Here is a 21,244-nt window from a genome sequence, read left to right as displayed (position 1 = left end):
GCATCGTTGCAACCAACTTTTCGACAATAGTTAGAACAACGCAAGATGTGACGTTTTACGCCTCTCATTGAACTTTTCAGCAAGAATAAAAGCCGTCCACTTCCCAGTCTGGTCAGTTGGACGGCTTTTTCGTAATTTTAGTAATGATAGAACTGAAATCCTCACCTTTAGCAAACTGATAGGTACCGGTACGAATTTTGGTATTGATTTTTTTAGCCTTAGCTGCTGCCTCAAATGCACTAGCATCCGATACGACCCCTGCCCGTTGCAATCCTGATGCCACACTTCTCAAATTGCTTCCGGATGCAATGCTATACTGCACTTGTGGGGTGGCAGGCTGCTTGGGGATATTGGGAGTCGCTGTAGTGCCAGAACTTTGAGTTTGCGGCTTATTCGGACTTTGTGGAACCGATGTGCTGGTCGAAGGTTTAGAACCAGCCGAGGATATGCTGTTTGCAGGTGCCTTTGGTGTTGCTGGCGTTTGAGCTGGTTTAGCTTTTTGGGGTGCAACGGGAGTTTTATTACCTTCCTTGATCACCTTATTACGCCATTCCTCTTCTGTCATTTTCGGGTTAGAGCTGTCACTGACCTGGAGATTTAATCCGGCTGCTGCCTTTTCTAATTGCTCTCGCGTCATGTTTTTCGGGTCTGTGGAAGTTTGCTGCGATTGCCCCTGACCGATCAATGCCAGTTGCAATAGCAATGCCCCCGTTATAAGACCAGTACCCATGCCTAACATAAATGAACGGTTTTTGATCACGTTACATCCTCCCGCTCCGCGAGTTGCAAAATAAGCTGTACTTCACCCCGTTGAATGCCTGATTGCTTAGCTATATAGTCCACCGACTTACCTTGCTCATGCAGCGCAAACAACTCTTGATAACGATCACGGATGGACTCTGCTTCCTGCTCAGTTTCAGGATCTTGTAATGCCGTCTGTTCCTCCATAGTTATGAGGGGAGCTTCTGAACCAGAGTAGCCTTCCTGCACAGACATCTCAGGTTGCGGACTTTGAAATTGACCGTATGCAACCGCTGCCTGATGAGAAGCAGCTGTATGTTGTATTTCCTTAGGTACAGGCTCGGTTTGCATAGACACAGTTGCAAACATAGCCTGGCGCTCAAGCTCCACGATACGGCTCCGAAGCTCAGCTACTTGCTCCTGTAATGCCGCCTGTTTCACTGTATGCTCCTGCTTCATACCAGAAACGAGTTCAATCAACTCGTCATTATCGTTTTCAATATCGGCCATATATTGCTCTAATGTGGCCTCGACCTTTTGGACGACGGCCTCTTCTGTTCCCCGGCCTGGCTGACGCTTAGGCTGTAGCCAGGCGTAGACAACAGCTGCGGCGCCCAGCAGAACAATATAAATCCATGGTTGATCCACTGCCCATCGTCTCCTTTAATAACGCTTCTCCACCTGTCGGATCAGAGCGAAAAATCAATATGGTGTCCCTTGAACGGATGCTCTGCCGGATGCTCCTTAGGCAGTTCAGCCTCATCTGGCCGGGAGCGGCTCTGCTGGGAAGAATCTCTGCTCTGCCCCCCTGTTTGCCGCTCACCGACGAATGTTTCCGCAGACTGATCTACAGCACTGCTTCGCTGACGCAAGTTCTCCGTCTCCAGCGCGGCCTTTTGTCCAAGCAATGCTTGATCATTCATCGGCCGCTGCTGGGACTCACTTTGGTATTTTCCAGCTTCGCTGGTGCGAGGTACGGCAATTTGCAATTCAACAGCCTTCAAGCTCATTGGACCACACCCTTTCCGATTGGGCATCCGTATCTTTCTTCCAAGGAATACAATGTTAAATGTTGTTTATCAGTGTGCCGAATTACACGTAGGAGGACATGCTGATGTCTCCCTCATGATAATAAAACGCCATTCTTTCCACTGAATCTTTAATAAATTTTGTATATCTGCCGATAACTATTTTAGAGCCACCATAAATCACATTTTTCACTTCTACCCGTGCGCGGCTTGTATCCTCTAATGTTCGTTCAATTTCAAGCATTCTGGACTTGGTTTCCAAAAGCTCCTGTTCATTAGATTTTTTAGTAGATGTCAGCTTGATTCGCATAGCCATTCTTTCAGGTGCAAGCTGTCCGGCGGCGGCAAGCTGATCCAATATGGTAAGAGCCTTATTCGTTTTATCCTGGCTGTCTGTCTGCTGCTTCAAACGTGCGCGGAGTTCTGTCAGTTCATCGCGCAGTTCGGGAAGTACACCCACTTCGATATTGGTAGCTGTGGACATCGTATTACCGACGGTACGAGCCACTACCTTTTTACCAGCTTGTACACTGCCACCTACGATAAGCCCTTTTGTCCCTTCGCAGATTACATTATTACTCGCTTTGATCTGGGAATGCATGATACTCTGGGATACAAGTACATCGCCTCCCGCAATCACGTTACCATCTTGTATAAACGAGCATTTCACATTTTGTGCAGCTTTCACGAACCCCTTATGGTATCCGATAATACCGCCAGTGATTTCCACTGAACCTTCCGCCACAATTTCGGCCCCTTCCACACCACCGATGACACGAATGTCGCCAGCCGCCCGAACCCGGAAACCTGTCAAAACATTCCCACGAATGACGACGGTTCCAACAAAATCAATGTTGCCGACACTATAATCGACGTCCCCGTTAACTTCATATACGGGGAACACATTAAGTTTGCCCTTTTCAGTCGTAGTTACCAGTCCGTCAATAGCCGCATACATCGCAACACCTTCTGGATGGATCACTACATTTTTTCCAACTTTAAAACGCGCCTCTTTACCTGGAAGAAAAGGAATTTCCTCTCCGGTTACAGCAATCCCCGGTACACCTGGCAGAGGATCAACCCGTTCGGCAATCAGTTGACCACGTTTTACATTTCTTAAACGAGTTAGTTCTTTATAATCCACCCGTCCATCCACGGTTTCAAGCGGCTTATGTGCATCTTCGCCAGTCACAATATCAGCCAGATTGATTTTTCCGTCTGTGCCATGGATCGGCTGCTTTCCCTGAGCAATCAGTAATTTTCCGAAGAAATGATCTTCTGGACTTGCCGCAAATACGCGAATTGCATCGGTTATTAAACCGTAGGATATTTTTTGGTTGCTTAGAAAACGCTCTAATTCTTCCACAGAACAGGCAAAGCCTTCTTCACGTTTGGCAAACTCCAAGTAGGCGGTTTGTTTGTCAGGTGAGACAACCACTTTTAAAAACTGGTCCAAAGCATATTGCTTCTCCACAAGGGTGCTCCTTCCGTCTAACTGTTACTGTAACCTCCCGTACGTTAATCTTTACGCATTAGCAAATCCCGTTGTTTGTCCAATGTCGCTCTCAGACGTAATATTGCTTTGGAGTGCAACTGTGAAATTCGCGATGGAGATAGCGACATGACCTCAGCGATTTCGCTGAGTGACAAATCCTCGTAATACAATAAAGAAACAACGATACGTTCTTTTTCAGTCAATTTATCAATGCCTTGTGCAAGGGCATCACGAAGTGTAAATTCATTGACCTTATGATCCGGATTTTTCGCCTTCTCGTCCACCAAAAGGGAAAGCCGTGTTTCCGATTCCTCTTCGCGGATCGGGTCCTCCAGGGAGACAATCGACATAACGGCGACCTCCTGGATCATGCTTTGAAACTCTTTCTCAGAAACGTCCAAATAATGACTCATCTCTTCGTCGCTTACCGTGCGTAGATATCTTTGTTCCAAGTGCTGGTAGGCATCCTCGATTTTTTTCGCTTTTTCCCTAACTGAACGAGGAACCCAATCCCCTTGACGAAGACCATCCAAAATCGCTCCACGAACACGCCAAGAAGCATAGGTCTCAAACTGCAAGCCACGCTCATAGTCAAATTTCTCTAAAGCGTCAATCAAACCCATAACGCCGTTGCTCGCCAGATCATCCTTGGATACATTTTTAGGCAAGCCTACTGCAAGACGGCCTGACACATATTCCACAATATGGAGATACTTTTCAATTAACTGTTTTTTTGCTTCCTTGTCACCGTGTTCTTTCCATTGTTCCCATAGTTCGGAATGGTTCAAATGAGCGGCTTTACGCTCGTTCATCGGCTTCACCCTCCTTATTTGTCTGTCAGGTGACGAACGGCCTTGGCCAATTCTTCAGGGTCCTTGTTGGAAACCAGCTTAGGTGGGTTTAAAGGTGCAAAACCATTATCCCCCTCGTCCGTCTGCTCTGGTTTCGGTTTCAGCAATTCATTCAGGTCTTCATTTTCGTCTGGTGTCGTCAGGTCCAGATTCCCCCCTACGCCATCTACCTGAGAGCTTGCCCGGCTTTGGGCATTCCCCAGATCTGGCCGCGCTACAACACCTAGTGTCCAGCGCAGCACAAATGCAAGTAGGAACCAAAAAACGAAGGCGATCAAGCCACGAATTAAGCTCGTGGTCAGCAGATTGCTGCCAACGGACAACACAAAAGTCAGAATAAATCCGACTACTCCAGACCAAAGATTAATGCGTAAGCTGCCAAATAACATGTTTATAATTCCTTTACACCTTTTTGTACGCTTCGAATATTCAAAACGCCAGTTTCAGAGTCCAACTCAATCGTTCGTCCATAATTGCCGCCTGTGTCCTCCGCAATCAAAGGAATGCCGAGATCTACGAGCATTTCCTTGCATGATTCTACATTACGTGGACCAATCCGCATGGTGTCTCCACTACCAGCAAAGGCGAACATCTGCGCTCCCCCTGCCATTTTGGCAATCAGCCTGCGTCGTTCTGCACCCAATTTCAGCATCCTCTCAAATAACTCGGGCAGCGCCGTATCCGCATATTTGGCTATATTCAGCTGCCCTTCACGCGCAATATCTGAGGACGGTAGCATCACATGTGCCATGCCTGCCAGTTTCAAATGAGGATCATAGAGGGTCAATCCGACGCAGGAGCCAAGTCCTGTCGTACGAATCGAGTTCGGATTGCTGGTAACATTTAAATCTGCCATGCCGACTTTAATGATGCTTTTATCCTCAATCATCGTTCATCGGGACTCCTAACGACCTAAAGATTTTCCCGAACGATTCTGGATCAGGAATCAGGAAAAATTGACCCTCTATCTGATTCTGCCCTTCCAGAAACGATGTGTCAATCAATAATGCAGCATCTCCCATCTGCCCAAACTGCAGCAGTCCGTAGCTAAGAATTGCTCCTGCCATGTCCAACGCCAGCGCAGGGACTGTTGGATACATGGATAAACGTGTGAAATCGGCCAGCGAAGACAGGTAAGAGCCCGCTAAAATGTTTCCGATCTCCGACAGGGCTGAGTGCTCCATTTCGTTAAAACTGTCCTCGTCATCTGAAGGAATATTTGCCAAACGGGAAAGTAAGCCTTTTGCCGCCTGAGGCTGCAATATGAAGAATAGATTGCCGGGAGCTTCCCCTTCTACCCTAAAAAATATTGCAACAACAAGTTGCTCATTTCCACCGACTTTATCGGCAATTTCCTCAAAAGGCAGCATTTGTACTTTGGGCACACCCATGTCGACCGGTTTATTGAGAAGCCGGGAGAGCGCTGTAGCAGCGTTCCCCGAGCCAATGTTGCCGACTTCTTTCAACACATCCAACTTGAAGTCTTCGAGATTCCCAAGATTCTCCATATATTAATCCTCTAAGCCTTCCAGTTGGTTCATTTCGCTACGATTCAGGACTTCGGACAAGTTCAGCATAATCAACAAGCGCTCTTCACCAATTTTAGCAACTCCGCGAAGATATTTAGCCTTAACTCCGCCAATCACTTCCGGTGGTGTCTCGATATTGTCAGTATTCAGGTCAATAACGTCATTCGCTGAATCAACGATAAAGCCGACTTGCATTTCGCCCACTGCCACGATAATGATGCGGGTTTGATCGGTATATTCAGCTTCAGGCAATCCAAATCGGCCACGAAGATCTATAACCGGAATGACTACGCCTCTCATGTTGAATACGCCTTTTACAAAATCGTAAGTTCTTGGAACCCGTGTAATCGGCACCATGCGTTCAATAGATTGGACTTTTTCTACTTCAACACCGTATTCCTCTTCACCAAGCTTAAATACGATAACTTTAATTTCTTCTCCCATGTCTAAAAACCCTCCTTATTGATGTCAGCAACTTCACATTTCTTTCATTTCTGATGAAGACATTATTTAATGAAAACATTCGGGTCAATGATCAACGCAACCTGACCGTCACCCAGAATCGTGGCACCTGAAATTCCTTGGATGTTTGGAAGGTATTTGCCCAGATTTTTAAGGACAATTTCACTTTGTCCCAAAAAGTCCTGTACAGAAAGAGCTGCCAAACGGTCTCCCTTGCGGATGACCACGACCTCTGTCTCTTCTTCTTCATCTTCATTGAAGTCCGGTACCTCAAACAGCTGACTCAAGGAGATGAGCGGGATATGAGAATCGCGGAAAGCAATCATTTTATTGCCATGTACAGAACGAATTTGTGTCCGTTTGACAATCGCAGTCTCCACAATGGAGGACAATGGGATCGCATATTTTTCAGAACCGATCTGTATCATCATGGCTGCAATAATGGATAGGGTGAGCGGCAATTGCACAGAGAAATTAGTGCCTTGGCCCAGTGTAGAGTGAACCGTAACATTGCCACCCAAAGCAGTGATTTTGGATTTAACAACGTCCAAACCGACACCGCGTCCTGATACGTCTGAAATGACTGCAGCTGTGCTAAAGCCTGGAGCAAACAATACCTGATAAGCTTCCTCGTCGGTCATGACCGCTGCTTGCTCTGCTGTCAAAATCCCTTTAGAAATAGCACTGTTTAGTACCTTATCGCGATTAATACCATTTCCGTCATCTTCAATCTCGATGAATACGTTATTTCCGCTATGAAAAGCACGCAAGTTAACCGTTCCTGTCTCAGGTTTACCAGCTGCAATCCGATCGGCTACCGACTCAATGCCATGATCCACGGAGTTACGAAGCAAATGCACCAGAGGATCGCCAATTTCGTCGATAACAGTGCGGTCCATTTCAGTCTCTGCTCCAGTAATAACCAAATCAAGTTTTTTATCCAGCGATTTGGCCAGATCGCGCACCATACGCGGAAAACGATTGAAAACAGTGTCTACTGGTACCATCCGCAATTTAAGAACGACGTTTTGTAAATCGCTGCTCACACGACTCATGTGCTCTACCGTTTCTGTCAGTGCTGGATTGGAAGCTTCACTTGCCAACTGCTCTAACCGCACGCGGTCAATGAGCAACTCGCTAAATAAGTTCATAAGTACATCCAGACGTTCAATATCTACACGAATCGTACGGTTATGCGTAGGGGCAGCTGCCTTAGCTGCTGGCGTCTTACCTGCAGCTGGCTTAGCCACAGAGGCCGCAGCTGAAGACTGCGGCTGGGATGGAGCAGGTGATTGCACGGCAACAGGAGCTTCCTGTACCGCAGCAGTCTCAGCCAGTCCAGCAGTAACTTCGCTCATTTGTTTAAGCGATTCCTGATCTAGTTGTACCACTGAGACAGTGTCAATTTCAGAAATGCCCGCGATTTCCTTTTCCAGCTCCCTAACTTCTTTCTGCGTTATGTAATATAACGAGAAGCTTTGCTCGAATTTCTCCTGCTCAATATCCTGTACCGACGGATAGGCCTTGACGATTTCACCAGAGTTTTCCAGTGTATTAAACACCATAAAAGCACGCGCCGCCTTTAACTGGCTCTCTGAGCTGATTGTTACCTGTATATAGTGAACACGATGTCCTTCAGAAATAGATTGCTCCAGTACAGAATACTGGAACTGATCCAAAACAAGCCCAGCACTATCGTTTTTGCCCACTTTTTTAGATGGAGACTCCTCAGTCGCGGCATTTGCGCCGGTCTTTTGGAAATCCCCGCTCACGATGGATTGTAGTGAAGATACAATAGAGGAGACATCCGCTTTTCCGTCGCCTCCCTCTGTAATGTGCTGCACCATGGACTCCAGAGCATCCAATCCCTTAAATAAGGTATCGAATATAAATTCATGCATCGCCAGCTTGTTGTTACGTACAAGATCAAGAACGTTTTCCATTTGGTGAGTAAGCGATGCTAGGTCTTCAAACCCCATCGTAGCAGCCATTCCCTTGAGGGTATGGGCAGAACGGAAAATCACCTGAACGATGCCTAGATCAGTTGGATTGCTTTCCAGTTGAAGCATTTTTTCGTTAAGAGATTGCAGATGATCATTCGACTCATCAATAAACATGTTTAAATATTGGTTCATGTCCATTGTGAGACACCTCCTCCATGAGTTACACTCCGATTATTTCACAACTTGTACAAGCTTGGGGGCGATCTCCTGCATTGGCAGAAGGTGACGCACACATTTTAACTCTACTGCTGAGCGGGGCATTCCGTACACTACACAAGTTTCCTCATTTTCAGCAAATGTGGATTGTACCCCAGCATCATAAAGCTTCTTCATCATTTTGGCCCCGTCGCTCCCCATTCCAGTGAGCAATACTAGATGCCGCTCCAACGAGGTTAACGAGAGCAACGATTCAAACATCGTATCTACGGAAGGACGGTGACCATTGCGAGCTTCCTCCGTCTTCAGTGACACAGTGTATTTACCACCAGCTCCTGGTACAATTCTTAGTTGATATCCCCCTGGGGCAATGTAGGCCGTTCCAGTCTCCAACGTCATTCCCTGCTCAGCCTCCACAACTCGGAGTGGACTTAACGTGTTTAAGCGTTGTGCCAGCGAACGAGTGAAGTTTGGCGGCATATGCTGAACGATAACGATTGGAGCAGGAAAATCACCAGGAATGCGTTCCAACAGCGTCTTAAGCGCCCGCGGACCGCCCGTAGAACATCCCACCGCCACTAGTTTGCGAAAGTTGGACGTGTGCACACCTTTTTTAAGTGACAATCCCTTAGGTGCGGCAGGAACTGTAGGTGCCGTTACTTGAGGCGTAGCAGCCGCAGGAATAGGAGTAGCTGATGAAATCACCGTCTTACGGGGCTCCGGTTTTACCAGCCCTGCTTTATCCTTACCATGCAGCGATTTGCCAGCGGCCGTAGTAGTACTGGTTAGTTGCCCTGGTGTTCGTCCTACCCCCTTGGACAAATCTTCCTTCTTCTGAACAGTAGGTGCTTGGACTGACTTATTGCTTGGCTGAGCAGCTGGCTGCTGTTCTATGCGCCCCGCTGTAACAGATGTTCCAGACTGTTGTCGTTTAGTTTCCTGCTTGGCTACTGCCGGGGCGGACTTGCCAACATCACGCTTCGGCTGAGCTGATACAGCAGGTGAAGGAGCAAGCGGAACAACAGGAGACTTGTCTGTCGAAGCTTGACTGCCTGATCGCTTCTCAGTCACAGCCTGTCCTGGAGGCTTTTGCTGTGGCGTTTTTTTCGCTTGTTCCAATGCAGCTTTGCGCTCATTAGCTTCCTTGCGCTCCAGACGACTCCGCACTGCTTGCATAGCAGTGTGCATCTGTTCCAGCAGCGCCTTGCTCACTTGCTCAATATCTTGCGCATGAGCGATGGAAGGCTTTCTTATAAAATCGAAAGCTCCTGCCTCCAGAGCCATGATGGTCTCCTTCATGCCTTGTTCATTAATGCCTGACAGCATAATTACAGGTAGCGGATGCGCTGCCATAATCAATGGCAATGCTTCAAGACCATTCATTTCAGGCATCTCGACATCCATGGTGACCAAATCGGGCTGCAATTCCTTCACTTTCTCTACAGCCTCTTTGCCATTGGCGGCTGTACCTACGATGTTGAACGACTCATCTCTTACAATTAAATCTGTAATAATTTTGCGCATAAAGGCCGAATCATCTACAACCAGCACCCGGTAAGCACACATGTTAAACACCTCTGTTTCCTCTCATCAAAATCAATGTACAGAACGCCGCAACCATTTTTGCATAAACCCTTTAATTCCACTCAATGCACCTGATTGCGGAATCTGTGGCATTGCTGCAAAACGGTGTGCCAGATTCAATACATCTCTTGAAGCCGCACATCCCGGAAAAGCAACCATAAATGGTACTTGCCTTTTGACTGCTTGCATGACATGAGTATCATCACTGATATGTCCAAGCAACGGGATATCGATCTCCAAAAAGCGTTTCGCAACCAGTGCGATCTTATCGGCAACTTGACGGGCCTCATTATCGTTATCGGCACGATTGACTATAATTTTGAATACCGTATCCTTTTGCAAACCGCTGACGACTTTAATTAGCGCATACGCATCTGTTAAGGACGTCGGTTCCGGTGTAGTTACAACCAGGCATTCGTCAGCTGAAGTGATGAATTTAAGGTTTTCTTTGGATAAACCAGCACCTGTATCAAATAGAATATAATCCATATCTGCCGCCATTTTCTCTACTTCTTCGGCAAAATAATTCAGATCGTCATCCGATAACGTAAACAATTCGCTCAAACCCGATCCTCCAGCAATATAAGGCAAACCACCTACACCCGTTTGAATAATTTCATCAATTGATTTCTCACGTTTTAGCAGGTGAAAAAGATTGTATTGTGAATTGGCTCCCATTAATACATCAATATTGGCCATACCTATATCAGCATCAAACACAAGTACCCTTCGACCAAGGGATTGCAGAGCAAGAGCAAAGTTCAGCGTGAAATTGGATTTGCCCACCCCGCCTTTACCACTGGTGATCGTTATAATTTTTGCTTGACGATTACGTGGGGGCAATCGATATTTATCCAAGGAAGAAGCCATTTGTCTAAGTGATTGGGCTTGGTCACTCATATGGAATCTCCGTTAACTCCTGTTGATGTTTTGGGTCCAAGCAGCATGCTTGTCACCATTTCTGTATCGGGATGAAGCAGGTCATCAGGAACATTTTGTCCATTGGTAATATAGGCCAGCTGCATCGGAAATTGATGCAAAAGATTAAACATTCCACCGCAGCTACCTGTCTCGTCCATCTTAGTAAACACAACCTTACCGAGACCAAACTTGCTGAAATGTCCAGTTATATTGAGCATATCTTTGCTTTTGGATGTTAGGCTGAGTACCAGATACGTCTCACTTTCATTAATAGGCGAAAGCAGACTTTGCAGTTCCGAAACAAGTAATTCATTTCGATAATTTCGTCCTGCCGTATCCATGAGGATCAGGTCACAATGTTCCAGACGTTGAATGGCTCTGTGAACGTCACCGGGAGATTGCACAACTTCAAGCGGTACATTCAAAATCGTAGCATATGTACGCAGTTGCTCGACGGCAGAAATCCGGTACGTGTCAGAAGTAATAAATCCAACTTTGCGATGATGCTTAAACAACTGTTCTGCTGCTAACTTGGCAATGGTTGTTGTTTTCCCTACTCCGGTAGGACCTGCCACATACACAATTTTGGTATCTTTGGAGATCCCTTTGTCCAGTCTTGTCTGAATAAAACTGGCCACTTCCTCACGAAAGGCTTGTTCCCAATCGAAAGTTTCAGGCGCAAAAGGGTGCTCGCTCCGACGCACATATACCTGTTCGAGCCAATACTCCAGTAAATCACGTTCCACTTCCTGTTCCAGCACACGCTCACAAATCTCTTGCAGCGGCTCCGGCCAAGTACTTTCCATTGAAGAGTTTCGGGAAAACCGAGTCATCATAGCTTTCATTTCCCGCAATTCATTAAGCAGAGCCTGATTTTCCTCCGCTCCGCTCTTGTCTGAAACGCTTGCTTCAATGGGCTGTTTAAACAGTTCACTGGATGATTTCATGTTCGAAAGTAATGCTTCATGATCAAGTGCTTGAGACGTAGTCTCCAGATTATTAGCAGACCTAGATGACAAATGCTCAGTTGCTGAAGCTGCTTGTTCTGCATCGATCATTAATTCAGCTTGTTCTTCTTTGGAACCACCCGTCATCTGCGTTACCCGCCGGTAAGCTTCTGGAGCAGCTTGTCTGGGAACCACAGGCATAAATGATTTTTCTGGCTGTTCAGGAGCGTTCATTTGAGGTGAAGCCGCCCGGGCAAGCTCTTGTGAAGATGGTCCAAACCGTCGTGGCTTTTGAGGTTGCTTCTCCTCTACCGCTGCAACCACTTCGATTTTCTTTTTACTGAACATTCCCATGAAACCGCCGACCTTCATTTCCTTTGTACTTAAAATGACGGCGTCTGTTCCTAAGTCACCCCTGATTTGCAGCATGGCTTCTGGCATGGTATCCACTACATATCGTTTTACTCTCATAAGTTCACCACCCCGACACTTTGAATTTCAACGTTCGGCTCCAGCTCACTGTACGACAGCACCGGGACATCCTGCATCGTCCGCTCCATCACTTGCCGCAAATACATACGAATTGTCGGTGACGTTAATACAATAGGCTGCTGTCCAGATTGAATAAGGCGGTTGATTTGCTCCATCATCCTTTGATACACCGTTTGCGTAGACACCGGGTCAAGAGCCAAATAGCTACCTTGCTCCGACTGTTGCACGCTTTCAGCAATTTTCTTTTCCAATCCTGGTCCCACTGTAATAACGCGTAACGTCTCCCCTTGTTGGGCAAATTGCTGCGTAATCTGGCGGGACAACGCCTGACGGACATATTCAGTCAGCACGTCGGGATCTTTTGTATAAGTACCGTAGTCAGCTAGTGTTTCGAAAATAGTCACCATATCGCGAATGGAGATTTTTTCTTTCAACAGCTTGGCTAACACTTTTTGTACATCCCCAATCGCAAGCACAGAAGGAATAAGGTCGTCCACCAGCACTGGATAATTCTCTTTGAGATTGTCGACCAGCGAACGTGTCTCCTGTCTACCAAGCAACTCATGAGCATGTTTCTTGATCGTCTCCGTAAGATGAGTAGCTACAACTGAAGGTGGATCAACTACGGTATAACCAGATAATTCCGCAACATCCTTGGTGTTCTCATCAATCCAGAGCGCAGGCAATCCGAAGGCTGGTTCCGTCGTTTCGATTCCTGTAATAGAATCATCGTCGTATCCTGGACTCATAGCCAGGTAATGATTTAACAGAAGCTCTCCGCCGCCCACGGTATTACCTTTAATTTTAATTACATACTCGTTAGGTTTGAGCTGAATGTTGTCTCGAATACGAATGACCGGTACAACCAAACCCAGTTCCAAAGCACATTGACGACGGATCATAATAATCCGATCTAATAAATCCCCGCCCTGCTGTGTATCCGCCAGCGGAATTAACCCGTATCCAAATTCAAATTCAATTGGATCTACCTGAAGCAAATTAATGACACTTTCCGGACTACGGACTTCTTCAATTTGTTGCTCCTCTTCCAGCTGTTCATCGGCTATTTGCTTGCGCTCCATATTGCCCTGCATTCTTCGAGCCGCAAAAAACAGCAGAATCGCCAGTGGAAGAGTTGTAATGATATGAATAGGTGTGAAAAGCCCTAATAATGCAATTGTGGCAGCCACAATGTAGATCAGTTTTGGATAAGAAAAGAGTTGTCCAGTTAAATCCTCTGCCAAGTTGCCATCTGACGTAGCCCGCGTAACAATCAAGCCTGACGCCGTGGATATGAGCAGTGCGGGAATCTGACTGACCAGTCCGTCACCGATGGTCAGGACAGAATAAGTCGACAGCGCCTCTTGAAATCCTTTTCCCTGAACGGCCATACCGATAATAAAGCCACCGACCAAGTTAATGATCAAAATGATAATACTAGCAATGGCATCACCTTTAACGAATTTACTCGCACCATCCATCGCTCCGTAAAAATCCGCTTCCCGTTCGATTTTACTGCGTCGTTCACGGGCTTGCTGCTCATTGATCAAACCTGCATTCAGATCCGCATCAATACTCATTTGTTTACCTGGCATTGCATCCAATGTAAACCGTGCGCCTACCTCAGCAACCCGCTCAGATCCCTTGGTGATAACAATGAACTGTACGACCACGAGAATGAGAAAGACAACAAAACCGACGGCAATTTGCCCTCCTGCAATCCAACTACCAAACGTAGCAACTACTTCCCCTGCATGGCCCTCACCTAAAATAAGTTTGGTTGTAGAGATATTAAGTGCCAAACGAAATAACGTTGTAATGAGCAGCAATGAAGGGAAAATAGAGAACTGTAAAGCTTCCTTCGTATTCATAGAAACGAGTAGAATCATTAAAGCAATAGAAATATTAATGACGAGTAGGATATCCAGCAGCCATGATGGGATCGGGAGAATCATCATAAGAACGATACCGATGACGCCTGCAAGGACAGTTATTTCTTTTATTTTCACGGGTCTCTAGCCCTCCGATCCCTTTATTTCACTTTACCTTTTAATTTATATACATACGCCAGCACTTCGGCAACGGCCTGAAACAGATCAGCTGGTATCGCATCCCCGATTTCGGCTCTTTGAAACAGCGCCCGCGCCAGCGGCTTGTTTTCCATCGTTATAACGCCGTTTTGCTTGGCAATTTCTTTAATTCGGAGCGCAACGTAATCTTGCCCTTTCGCAATAATCTGCGGCGCTTCCATCTCCGAACCGTCATATTTCAAAGCCACAGCAAAGTGCGTAGGGTTGGTAATGATGACATCTGCATTAGGAACCTCCTGCATCATACGCTGCATAGCCATACGGCGTTGACGCTCGCGAATTTTCCCTTTGATCAGCGGGTCACCCTCCATTTTCTTGTATTCATCCTTGATGTCCTGTTTGGACATTTTCAGGTTTTTCTCATGCTCATAACGTTGATACATATAGTCCAATACCGCTAAAACGAACAGCACCACACCAATTTTGAGCCCCAGTTCCATCGTTAATGAAGCTGTAAAGCTCAACATCTGATCGCCGGACATTTCAGCCAGTTTGGGTAGGTCAGCCTTTGTTTTCCAGAGTACGCTGTACACCAGATAACCAATTACGGTCATCTTTAAAACAGATTTCAGGAATTCAACCAATGACCTCATGGAAAAAATATTTTTGAATCCTTTAATCGGATCAAGCTTGCTAAACTTGGGCGTAATGCCCTCTCCAACTAATAAAAAGCCGATCTGCATGTAATTCGCTGCTATCCCGATGACAATGGCCCCAATAAAAATAGGTGCCAGCATAATCATGATTTGCACGCCATACTCACCCATCATTAGCAGCGTTGTGTTCGGCGTTACCTCCATAGAAAGCCGATTCACAAAAATATCCCGAAACAAGCGGACCGCATGATCCTTAAAATACCCGCCGAAAATCATGAGGCAAAAAAAAGTAACCAGCAGGACACCAGCGGCGGGCAATTCCATGCTTTTGGCAACCTGCCCTTTTTGTCTTGCATCCTGTTTCTTTTTGGGTGTAGCTTTTTCCGTTTTTTCCCCTGAGAACAACTGCAGGTTCATAGCATATTTAAATGACAAACTACGTTCCTCCAGACCAGACATTAAGGACGATTACCCATAATATCCAACAAATTGCGCATGGATTCGAACATCACAGAAAACAATTTCTCGAATATAAAAGCAAAACTTGGCATGAGAAGTAGTAACATGAACAGTCCCACAAAAATTTTGAGCGGTACACCAATGACAAAAATATTAAACTGGGGAGCCGTTTTAGCAAGAAATCCGAGTCCCACATCCGTTAAAAAGGTAGCCACTACAATGGGAGCAGCAATTTGAAAGGCCAGCATAAATGATTCCGCAAAAGAACGTACCAGGAATTCAGTTACACTGCCACCATACAGCTTTACAAAAAAATCATTTGTTAGCGGTACCCAATCATAGCTGTATAAGATAGCATTTAGCAGATGGTGATGCCCGTTTATGCTCAAAAAGAGCAATACAGCTAAAGCAAACTTGAAATTTCCTGTTAAAGGCGATGAAGCTCCTGTCATAGGGTCAAGCACATTGGCCATTCCGAAGCCTACCTGTAGGTCAATAAATGAACCAGCGGTTTGGATCGCAGTCATGAACAAATATGCAGTAAACCCCAATAACAACCCAATTAGCACTTCACGACCCACTAACAGCACATACGCTACATCAGTCGGTACCTGTTGATGCGTACCATACGTAAGATACACGACCAAAGCTAGAAATCCTGAAATTCCAACCTTAAAGATATTAGGTACCCCTCGGGTTGAAAAAATAGGTGCTACTACAAAAAATGAGGTAATCCGACAAAAAATCAGCAAAAAAACAGGAAAACTCTGTAACAATATGCTCATAACATTCAGCCTAACCTATATATTTGTACAAATTGTCCAGAATGTTATACGTAAAGTCCACTAATGTGGTCAATATCCAGGGCCCGAACAAAAGCAATGCCAGCAATACGGCAACAATCTTCGGAACAAAGGCCAGTGTCTGCTCCTGAATCTGGGTTGTCGCCTGAAAAATGCTGATAATCAAACCCACGACTAGCCCCAAAATCAGCATCGGAGCGCTCACCTTGAGTACAATATACACCGCTTGCCCAGCTAGGGAAAAAATAAACTCCGAAGTCATTGCCGTCCTCCTTGATTGCTGTCCCTGCATGAAATATTCATGTGTTAAAACTCAGAAGCAATGATTTGACTACCAAATACCAACCATCTACAAGTACAAATAGCAGTATTTTAAAAGGAAGTGAAATCATTACCGGTGGTAGCATCATCATCCCCATAGCCATGAGTGTACTCGCTACTACAATGTCTATAACTAAAAATGGTATGAAAATCATAAAGCCCATCTGAAAGGCCGTTTTCAACTCACTGATTGCATAAGCCGGAACCATCACCGTTAGTGGAATATCCTGATAATTCTTTGGTTTTTCCATCTTGGTGTATTTCATAAAGAGCAGTAGATCCTTCTCACGTGTATGAGAGAACATAAAGGTCTTGATCGGTACCGATGCCTTGTCCAGCGCCTGAGACTGTGTTATATCCCCCTTGAGATACGGCTGAAGCGCAGTTTCATTCATAGCTGAGAACGTCGGTGCCATAATGAATAAAGTGAGAAACAAAGCCAGTCCAACAAGCACCTGATTAGGCGGCATCTGCTGGGTTCCCAGCGAAGTTCGCACAAAGCCAAGCACAATCACAATTCGCGTAAAACTTGTCATAAGTACAAGCAACGCGGGCGCTACACTAATGACAGTAATAAGTAAAATAATAGACAGCGAGGTGGCACCGGGCTGTCCTTTGTCCGAATTGCCGACTTGAATATCAATGTTCGGAATCGGTTCCGCAGAGGCCGCCGTCACCGAAATGAAGCTGAACAAGACAAGCAGCAAACATGCAAGTATAATCTTTTTTCTCATGAATCTCCCGACCGATCTGTAGTATTCTCCTCATTGCGCAGCTTTTCAAGTTTATCCTTGCGATTCGGCATTTGCCGAAGCTTGGATTCAAACATCTCGTGAAAAGATGTCTCCTCTTCAGGCTGCTGCTGTGCCGCGTTGTTCCGGCGAAGCTTATCCGCAATTTTAGCGAATAGCGGGGCAATCGGGCCGCGCTGCAGAGAAGCTTCCTGCTCCAGTGCGGCCAAAATTTGCTCCACTTCTTCAGGATCGGATACTTTGTCAACAAGCTGGATATCTTCTCCCACACCAATGAGGTACACACTGCTACCTACTTCAACAAGCTGAAGGGATTTATTGGGACCCAGTCCCACGCCTCCCAGTATGCGAACGGAGCGGTTGCTGAACCAGCTCTGATTTCTTTTACTCAAAAACCGTATCAAGTACACGATCAGTACGATGATAAAGATTAGCACGAAAAGGACCCAGGCAATGTTGCCTATATTGCTGGATGTACTCAATGCGTCAGAGGCACCCTGTTGTGTATCCATACTGGGTGCGCCTTACACACCCAGTGTTTTGTTGATGGCTTCGATAACCCGATCCGATTGGAAAGGCTTAACGATAAAATCTTTTGCGCCAGCTTGAATGGCATCAATAACCATTGCTTGCTGACCCATCGCGGAACACATGATAACCTTTGCATTCGCGTCAATTTGTTTGATTTCCTTCAGAGCGGCAATGCCGTCCATTTCAGGCATCGTGATATCCATCGTAATCAGGTCCGGACGAAGCTCCTTGAATTTTTCAATGGCCTGTGATCCATCTTGGGCCTCTCCTACTACCTCAAATCCATTTTTGGACAGGATGTCCCGAATCATCATTCTCATAAATGCAGCATCGTCCACGATCAAAATACGGTTTGCCATCTGAAATAAATCCTCCCTAAATTATGCTTTTATTGTAATTTTTGAATACGGTCCCATTGACTTACAATATCTGTTACGCGCACACCAAAGTTCTCGTCGATTACGACAACCTCGCCCTTGGCAATCAGTTTGTTGTTAACCAAAATGTCCACCGGCTCCCCAGCAAGCTTGTCTAGTTCAATAATTGAACCTTGTGAGAGCTCCAGAATATCTTTAATTTGCTTTTGGGTCCTTCCTAATTCTACGGTGACTCTAAGGGGAATGTCCATCAATAAATTTAAATTGTTTTCATCCACTTGCGCAAATGCACCGGACTGCAAGTTAGAAAATTGTACAGGTTGTACATTTACATTACGTCCCGGTACTGCGCCGTAATGATGAGGCGTTCCGTAAGGAGCTTGCGGCGGTACACCAGCTGGCATTCCATAACCCGGTGTTCCATAGCCTGGAGCGCCCTGCTGCCCATATCCCGGGTCTTGAGGATACATTGGCGGTTGTTGACCATAGCCTGCGTCTTGCGGCGCCTGCGCGGCTGCAGGTGGCTGTTGATAGGCTGGTGCAGGCGGTTGCTGCGGAACGCTAGCTTGTTGCGGCGCTTCGGGAGCAGCTGTTGCAGCTACCTGCTGTGCGGACGCTTGCGGTTGTTCCTCATCCTCTCCGCCATTCATTAGGATGCTCACCATTTTTTTGGCGAAATTAACAGGTAACAGTTGCATCAGCGTAGAGTCAATAAGATCCCCGATCAATAACCGGAAGGAGACTGTGATGAGCGTCTCTTCATCCGGCAGACTGGATACTCCATCACCGTGCATAGGATCCAAAATATCAATCCCCGGTGGAGAGATATTAACAAAACGATTAAACATAGTAGACATTGAGGTCGCCGACGATCCCATCATCTGGTTCATCGCTTCCTGCACAGCACTAATGTGGATTTCATTCAATTCTTCATCTGCTGGGTTTCCTTCACCACCAAGCATTAAGTCCGCTATCACTTGTGCATCACGCTTTTTGATTACGAGTGAGTTAATACCCTCGAATCCATCGACATAATTTACATGTACAGCTACGTGTGGCTTTGGAAATGCAGTTTCAAATTCAGAACGGGTAATAATTGAAACTTTAGGTGTCGTAATATCCACCTTTTGACCGAGCAGTGTGGAAAGAGCCGTAGCTGCGCTGCCGAACGTTATATTACCGATTTCCCCGAGAGCATCCTGCTCCAGAGGAGTCAGAAAATCGTCAACGGTCTTGCCTGCGGGAGTAGAATCCGTCCCCGCTTCAGACTGTTTCAGCAAGGCATCGATTTCCTCCTGGGACAAATAGTCTTTACTCGTCAATTTCTTCAACTCCTTCGTTGACAATTTCATCAATTTGTACGGCAACACGATCTCTTACCATGCCGGGACTTCCCATAAACTTCAATTTCTCGCCTACCCGGATGGATAGTCCTTCTTTGACAGGTTTGTTCAATGAAATGACATCCCCGACCGAAAGACCCAGAAACTCGGCTACATTTATCCGGGATTCACCCAACTCCGCAATAATAGGGAGCTCTGCTTTGGTGACCCGTAATCTCAAGGCGTCAATCTCTTCGGGCGCCCTTGATTTCTTTTCGGATGTAAACCACTGGTGCGTGGACAGTCTAGCCATAATGGGTTCCAATACCACATGCGGGATACAGAGGTTAATCATCCCTGTGGTATCACCAATTTTGGTACTAAGCGAAATCAGAGCAATCGTTTCATTCGGCGAGACAATCTGCATGAACTGCGGATTTGTTTCCATCGCCTCTAGACGCGGTTCAATGTCCAGTACCGTTTTCCAAGCCTCTTGCAGGCTATCAAAGGTACGACTGAAAATTCGCTCCATAATCGTCGTCTCGATTTCGGTCAACGCAGTAACCTTTGACGGTGCCGAACCTGTTCCTCCGAGAAGCCTGTCCAACATGGCATAAGCAACGTTCGGGTGAACCTCAAGCACCATACGGCCTTCCAGCGGTTCAGCTTCAAAAATGTTTAGAATGGTCATTTTCGGAATGGAGCGAATGAATTCATCATAAGGAAGTTGCTCCACCTGAACGACATTAATTTGGACAAAAGTACGAAGCTGCGCTGAAAAATATGTGGTCAGATACCGAGCAAAGTTCTCGTGTATCCGCGTCAGACTCCGTATATGATCCTTGGAAAACCTAAGCGCTCTTTTGAAATCATAAGCGCGAACTTTCTTTTGGGTATCTTCCTTTTTAAGTTCTTCCGCATCCATTTCACCGGACGAAAGAGCTGCTAAAAGGGCATCAATTTCCCCTTGTGACAGTACATCCACCAATGTTATTCACCCCCTTACGTGTTCCTGACAAGTTCACCTGGAATCAAATGGCTGCCAGCAAAAAGTCTGTAATTTTGGCGTTCCCCAGGTGACCTTCAGGGAGCGACTTGTTGATGAGATCCGTCAGCTTGTCACTGAACTGGTCCCGGCCTTTAGCCGTTCTGAGCTCATCAGGTTTGGTGTCTGCAAGTAATTGAATAACGATGGGCTTAATACTGATGTCTTTGATTTTTTCAAAAGATTCTTTTGCTTTGGCATCGTTCAATTGAAAAGATAGGTTCATCTGAACAATGTAATCTGCGTCTGCCAGATTTGTTTTGATACCGGTAATTTCAGAACTCACTTCCACCAATTCATCTGCTGACAATCTTGGGAGTTGTTCTGCCTGAGCAGCTTGCGCATTCGGTATGACTTCCGACTTCTTCCCGCTAAGCGCTGGTATAAGTACAAAGGCCGCGCCTGCAATCAAAGTAATCGCGAGTAAAATTGTAATGAGCCATGGCAGCATCTTCTTCATTCGTCTTCCTCCATTTGTTGCACTTTTATCGTGGCGGCATGCATGCCGATTTCACGGCTGTAACCCTTGATCAAGGAGACGACATCTGCCGCTTTTTCCAATACAATCAACCGTTTCCCCGTCACCAAAGTGACGTATGTATCCGGTGTTTCCTCCACAGTCTCAATGAGCAGCGCATTAAGCCACATAGGCGAGCCGTTCAGCCGCGTTAACGGGATCATCGTAATACCAACCTCCTGATAGGTGCGGAGGAGCCTCTACTCCTCCGCGTTTAAATAA

Annotated in this window: 24 protein-coding genes; all 24 read right to left on the bottom strand. The window is 46.1% G+C overall.

Translation table 11 applies throughout. The features are described from left to right. Positions 1-112 precede the first annotated feature (112 nt). The 24 genes from ACYCS5_RS24760 to ACYCS5_RS24645 all read right to left on the bottom strand — a co-directional run bounded on the left by ACYCS5_RS24760 (position 113) and on the right by ACYCS5_RS24645 (position 21,186). The gene (locus tag ACYCS5_RS24760) at positions 113-760 is read right to left on the bottom strand and encodes an endolytic transglycosylase MltG (RefSeq protein ID WP_340885093.1); all 648 of its coding nucleotides are present in this window, start codon (positions 758-760) and stop codon (positions 113-115) included. Then, complete coding sequence (locus ACYCS5_RS24755; protein ID WP_039274678.1) at positions 757-1,389, bottom strand: hypothetical protein; 633 nt, start codon at positions 1,387-1,389, stop codon at positions 757-759. Before ACYCS5_RS24755 ends, ACYCS5_RS24760 begins: the two co-directional genes overlap by 4 nt. Positions 1,390-1,430: 41 nt before the next feature. Then, complete coding sequence (locus ACYCS5_RS24750; RefSeq protein WP_340885090.1) at positions 1,431-1,751, bottom strand: hypothetical protein; 321 nt, start codon at positions 1,749-1,751, stop codon at positions 1,431-1,433. 82 nt (positions 1,752-1,833) lie between these two features. Beyond that, on the bottom strand, positions 1,834-3,243 hold the full coding sequence (locus ACYCS5_RS24745; protein ID WP_039274680.1) for a DUF342 domain-containing protein: 1,410 nt from the start codon (positions 3,241-3,243) through the stop codon (positions 1,834-1,836). Positions 3,244-3,287: 44 nt separating this feature from the next. After that, complete coding sequence (locus tag ACYCS5_RS24740) at positions 3,288-4,076, bottom strand: FliA/WhiG family RNA polymerase sigma factor (protein WP_016820968.1); 789 nt, start codon at positions 4,074-4,076, stop codon at positions 3,288-3,290. 14 nt (positions 4,077-4,090) lie between these two features. After that, a complete protein-coding gene (locus ACYCS5_RS24735) occupies positions 4,091-4,504 on the bottom strand; it encodes a hypothetical protein (protein WP_029517008.1) in 414 nt (137 codons plus the stop codon). Between the two features lie 2 nt (positions 4,505-4,506). After that, on the bottom strand, positions 4,507-5,004 hold the full coding sequence (locus ACYCS5_RS24730; RefSeq protein WP_010346358.1) for a chemotaxis protein CheD: 498 nt from the start codon (positions 5,002-5,004) through the stop codon (positions 4,507-4,509). Then, positions 4,997-5,623: a chemotaxis protein CheC gene (locus tag ACYCS5_RS24725; protein WP_029517007.1), complete on the bottom strand. Its 627-nt coding sequence runs from the start codon at positions 5,621-5,623 to the stop codon at positions 4,997-4,999. The genes ACYCS5_RS24730 and ACYCS5_RS24725 overlap by 8 nt, the downstream gene beginning before the upstream one ends. A gap of 3 nt (positions 5,624-5,626) precedes the next feature. Next, positions 5,627-6,088, bottom strand: a complete 462-nt coding sequence (locus ACYCS5_RS24720; RefSeq protein ID WP_007430046.1) for a chemotaxis protein CheW — start codon at positions 6,086-6,088, stop codon at positions 5,627-5,629. A 62-nt stretch (positions 6,089-6,150) separates the two neighbouring features. Beyond that, positions 6,151-8,247, bottom strand: a complete 2,097-nt coding sequence (locus ACYCS5_RS24715) for a chemotaxis protein CheA (RefSeq protein ID WP_340885088.1) — start codon at positions 8,245-8,247, stop codon at positions 6,151-6,153. Positions 8,248-8,280: 33 nt separating this feature from the next. After that, positions 8,281-9,831 carry a chemotaxis protein CheB gene (locus tag ACYCS5_RS24710; RefSeq protein ID WP_340887082.1) on the bottom strand — a complete coding sequence of 517 codons (1,551 nt, stop codon included), beginning with the start codon at positions 9,829-9,831 and terminating at the stop codon, positions 8,281-8,283. Positions 9,832-9,861: 30 nt separating this feature from the next. After that, positions 9,862-10,749: a MinD/ParA family protein gene (locus ACYCS5_RS24705; protein WP_069011400.1), complete on the bottom strand. Its 888-nt coding sequence runs from the start codon at positions 10,747-10,749 to the stop codon at positions 9,862-9,864. Beyond that, a complete protein-coding gene (gene flhF, locus ACYCS5_RS24700; RefSeq protein ID WP_340885086.1) occupies positions 10,746-12,188 on the bottom strand; it encodes a flagellar biosynthesis protein FlhF in 1,443 nt (480 codons plus the stop codon). The genes ACYCS5_RS24705 and flhF overlap by 4 nt, the downstream gene beginning before the upstream one ends. Beyond that, positions 12,185-14,218: a flagellar biosynthesis protein FlhA gene (flhA, locus tag ACYCS5_RS24695; protein WP_016820963.1), complete on the bottom strand. Its 2,034-nt coding sequence runs from the start codon at positions 14,216-14,218 to the stop codon at positions 12,185-12,187. The genes flhF and flhA overlap by 4 nt, the downstream gene beginning before the upstream one ends. 23 nt (positions 14,219-14,241) lie before the next feature. Continuing rightward, entirely contained in the window at positions 14,242-15,354 is a 1,113-nt protein-coding gene (gene flhB / locus ACYCS5_RS24690) for a flagellar biosynthesis protein FlhB (RefSeq protein ID WP_165147583.1), read from the bottom strand. Further along, the gene (gene fliR, locus ACYCS5_RS24685) at positions 15,354-16,139 is read right to left on the bottom strand and encodes a flagellar biosynthetic protein FliR (RefSeq protein WP_165147586.1); all 786 of its coding nucleotides are present in this window, start codon (positions 16,137-16,139) and stop codon (positions 15,354-15,356) included. The genes flhB and fliR overlap by 1 nt, the downstream gene beginning before the upstream one ends. A gap of 10 nt (positions 16,140-16,149) precedes the next feature. Continuing rightward, the gene (fliQ, locus tag ACYCS5_RS24680) at positions 16,150-16,419 is read right to left on the bottom strand and encodes a flagellar biosynthesis protein FliQ (RefSeq protein WP_165147589.1); all 270 of its coding nucleotides are present in this window, start codon (positions 16,417-16,419) and stop codon (positions 16,150-16,152) included. Positions 16,420-16,456: 37 nt separating this feature from the next. Continuing rightward, positions 16,457-17,212 (bottom strand): flagellar type III secretion system pore protein FliP, encoded by a 756-nt coding sequence (fliP, locus tag ACYCS5_RS24675; protein ID WP_016820959.1) that lies wholly within the window; start codon positions 17,210-17,212, stop codon positions 16,457-16,459. After that, entirely contained in the window at positions 17,209-17,742 is a 534-nt protein-coding gene (locus ACYCS5_RS24670) for a flagellar biosynthetic protein FliO (protein ID WP_029517000.1), read from the bottom strand. Before ACYCS5_RS24670 ends, fliP begins: the two co-directional genes overlap by 4 nt. Before the next feature lie 12 nt (positions 17,743-17,754). Continuing rightward, a complete protein-coding gene (locus ACYCS5_RS24665) occupies positions 17,755-18,120 on the bottom strand; it encodes a response regulator (RefSeq protein WP_010346372.1) in 366 nt (121 codons plus the stop codon). A gap of 29 nt (positions 18,121-18,149) precedes the next feature. Further along, positions 18,150-19,460 carry a flagellar motor switch phosphatase FliY gene (gene fliY, locus ACYCS5_RS24660; RefSeq protein ID WP_165147592.1) on the bottom strand — a complete coding sequence of 437 codons (1,311 nt, stop codon included), beginning with the start codon at positions 19,458-19,460 and terminating at the stop codon, positions 18,150-18,152. Continuing rightward, positions 19,450-20,448 (bottom strand): flagellar motor switch protein FliM, encoded by a 999-nt coding sequence (gene fliM, locus ACYCS5_RS24655; protein ID WP_029516998.1) that lies wholly within the window; start codon positions 20,446-20,448, stop codon positions 19,450-19,452. Before fliM ends, fliY begins: the two co-directional genes overlap by 11 nt. A gap of 43 nt (positions 20,449-20,491) precedes the next feature. Further along, positions 20,492-20,965 (bottom strand): flagellar basal body-associated FliL family protein, encoded by a 474-nt coding sequence (locus ACYCS5_RS24650; protein ID WP_023988194.1) that lies wholly within the window; start codon positions 20,963-20,965, stop codon positions 20,492-20,494. Next, positions 20,962-21,186 (bottom strand): flagellar FlbD family protein, encoded by a 225-nt coding sequence (locus ACYCS5_RS24645; RefSeq protein ID WP_013309896.1) that lies wholly within the window; start codon positions 21,184-21,186, stop codon positions 20,962-20,964. The genes ACYCS5_RS24650 and ACYCS5_RS24645 overlap by 4 nt, the downstream gene beginning before the upstream one ends. Positions 21,187-21,244: the final 58 nt, after the last annotated feature.

The sequence above is a fragment of the Paenibacillus sp. SEL3 genome, assembly GCF_054602585.1.
This window is presented reverse-complemented; position numbering and strand designations above follow the sequence as displayed.

What these genes read in the sequence shown, in the direction of transcription:
- ACYCS5_RS24705 (WP_069011400.1), bottom strand. Translation starts at nt 10,749, where the DNA reads ATGAGTGACCAAGCCCAATCACTTAGACAAATGGCTTCTTCCTTGGAT.
- ACYCS5_RS24650 (WP_023988194.1), bottom strand. Translation starts at nt 20,965, where the DNA reads ATGAAGAAGATGCTGCCATGGCTCATTACAATTTTACTCGCGATTACT.
- ACYCS5_RS24645 (WP_013309896.1), bottom strand. Translation starts at nt 21,186, where the DNA reads ATGATCCCGTTAACGCGGCTGAACGGCTCGCCTATGTGGCTTAATGCG.
- flhB (WP_165147583.1), bottom strand. Translation starts at nt 15,354, where the DNA reads ATGTCTGGTCTGGAGGAACGTAGTTTGTCATTTAAATATGCTATGAAC.
- fliQ (WP_165147589.1), bottom strand. Translation starts at nt 16,419, where the DNA reads ATGACTTCGGAGTTTATTTTTTCCCTAGCTGGGCAAGCGGTGTATATT.
- ACYCS5_RS24740 (WP_016820968.1), bottom strand. Translation starts at nt 4,076, where the DNA reads ATGAACGAGCGTAAAGCCGCTCATTTGAACCATTCCGAACTATGGGAA.
- flhF (WP_340885086.1), bottom strand. Translation starts at nt 12,188, where the DNA reads ATGAGAGTAAAACGATATGTAGTGGATACCATGCCAGAAGCCATGCTG.
- ACYCS5_RS24720 (WP_007430046.1), bottom strand. Translation starts at nt 6,088, where the DNA reads ATGGGAGAAGAAATTAAAGTTATCGTATTTAAGCTTGGTGAAGAGGAA.
- ACYCS5_RS24730 (WP_010346358.1), bottom strand. Translation starts at nt 5,004, where the DNA reads ATGATTGAGGATAAAAGCATCATTAAAGTCGGCATGGCAGATTTAAAT.
- fliR (WP_165147586.1), bottom strand. Translation starts at nt 16,139, where the DNA reads ATGAGCATATTGTTACAGAGTTTTCCTGTTTTTTTGCTGATTTTTTGT.
- ACYCS5_RS24715 (WP_340885088.1), bottom strand. Translation starts at nt 8,247, where the DNA reads ATGGACATGAACCAATATTTAAACATGTTTATTGATGAGTCGAATGAT.
- fliP (WP_016820959.1), bottom strand. Translation starts at nt 17,212, where the DNA reads ATGAGAAAAAAGATTATACTTGCATGTTTGCTGCTTGTCTTGTTCAGC.
- ACYCS5_RS24665 (WP_010346372.1), bottom strand. Translation starts at nt 18,120, where the DNA reads ATGGCAAACCGTATTTTGATCGTGGACGATGCTGCATTTATGAGAATG.
- ACYCS5_RS24725 (WP_029517007.1), bottom strand. Translation starts at nt 5,623, where the DNA reads ATGGAGAATCTTGGGAATCTCGAAGACTTCAAGTTGGATGTGTTGAAA.
- ACYCS5_RS24750 (WP_340885090.1), bottom strand. Translation starts at nt 1,751, where the DNA reads ATGAGCTTGAAGGCTGTTGAATTGCAAATTGCCGTACCTCGCACCAGC.
- ACYCS5_RS24670 (WP_029517000.1), bottom strand. Translation starts at nt 17,742, where the DNA reads ATGGATACACAACAGGGTGCCTCTGACGCATTGAGTACATCCAGCAAT.
- ACYCS5_RS24710 (WP_340887082.1), bottom strand. Translation starts at nt 9,831, where the DNA reads ATGTGTGCTTACCGGGTGCTGGTTGTAGATGATTCGGCCTTTATGCGC.
- ACYCS5_RS24735 (WP_029517008.1), bottom strand. Translation starts at nt 4,504, where the DNA reads ATGTTATTTGGCAGCTTACGCATTAATCTTTGGTCTGGAGTAGTCGGA.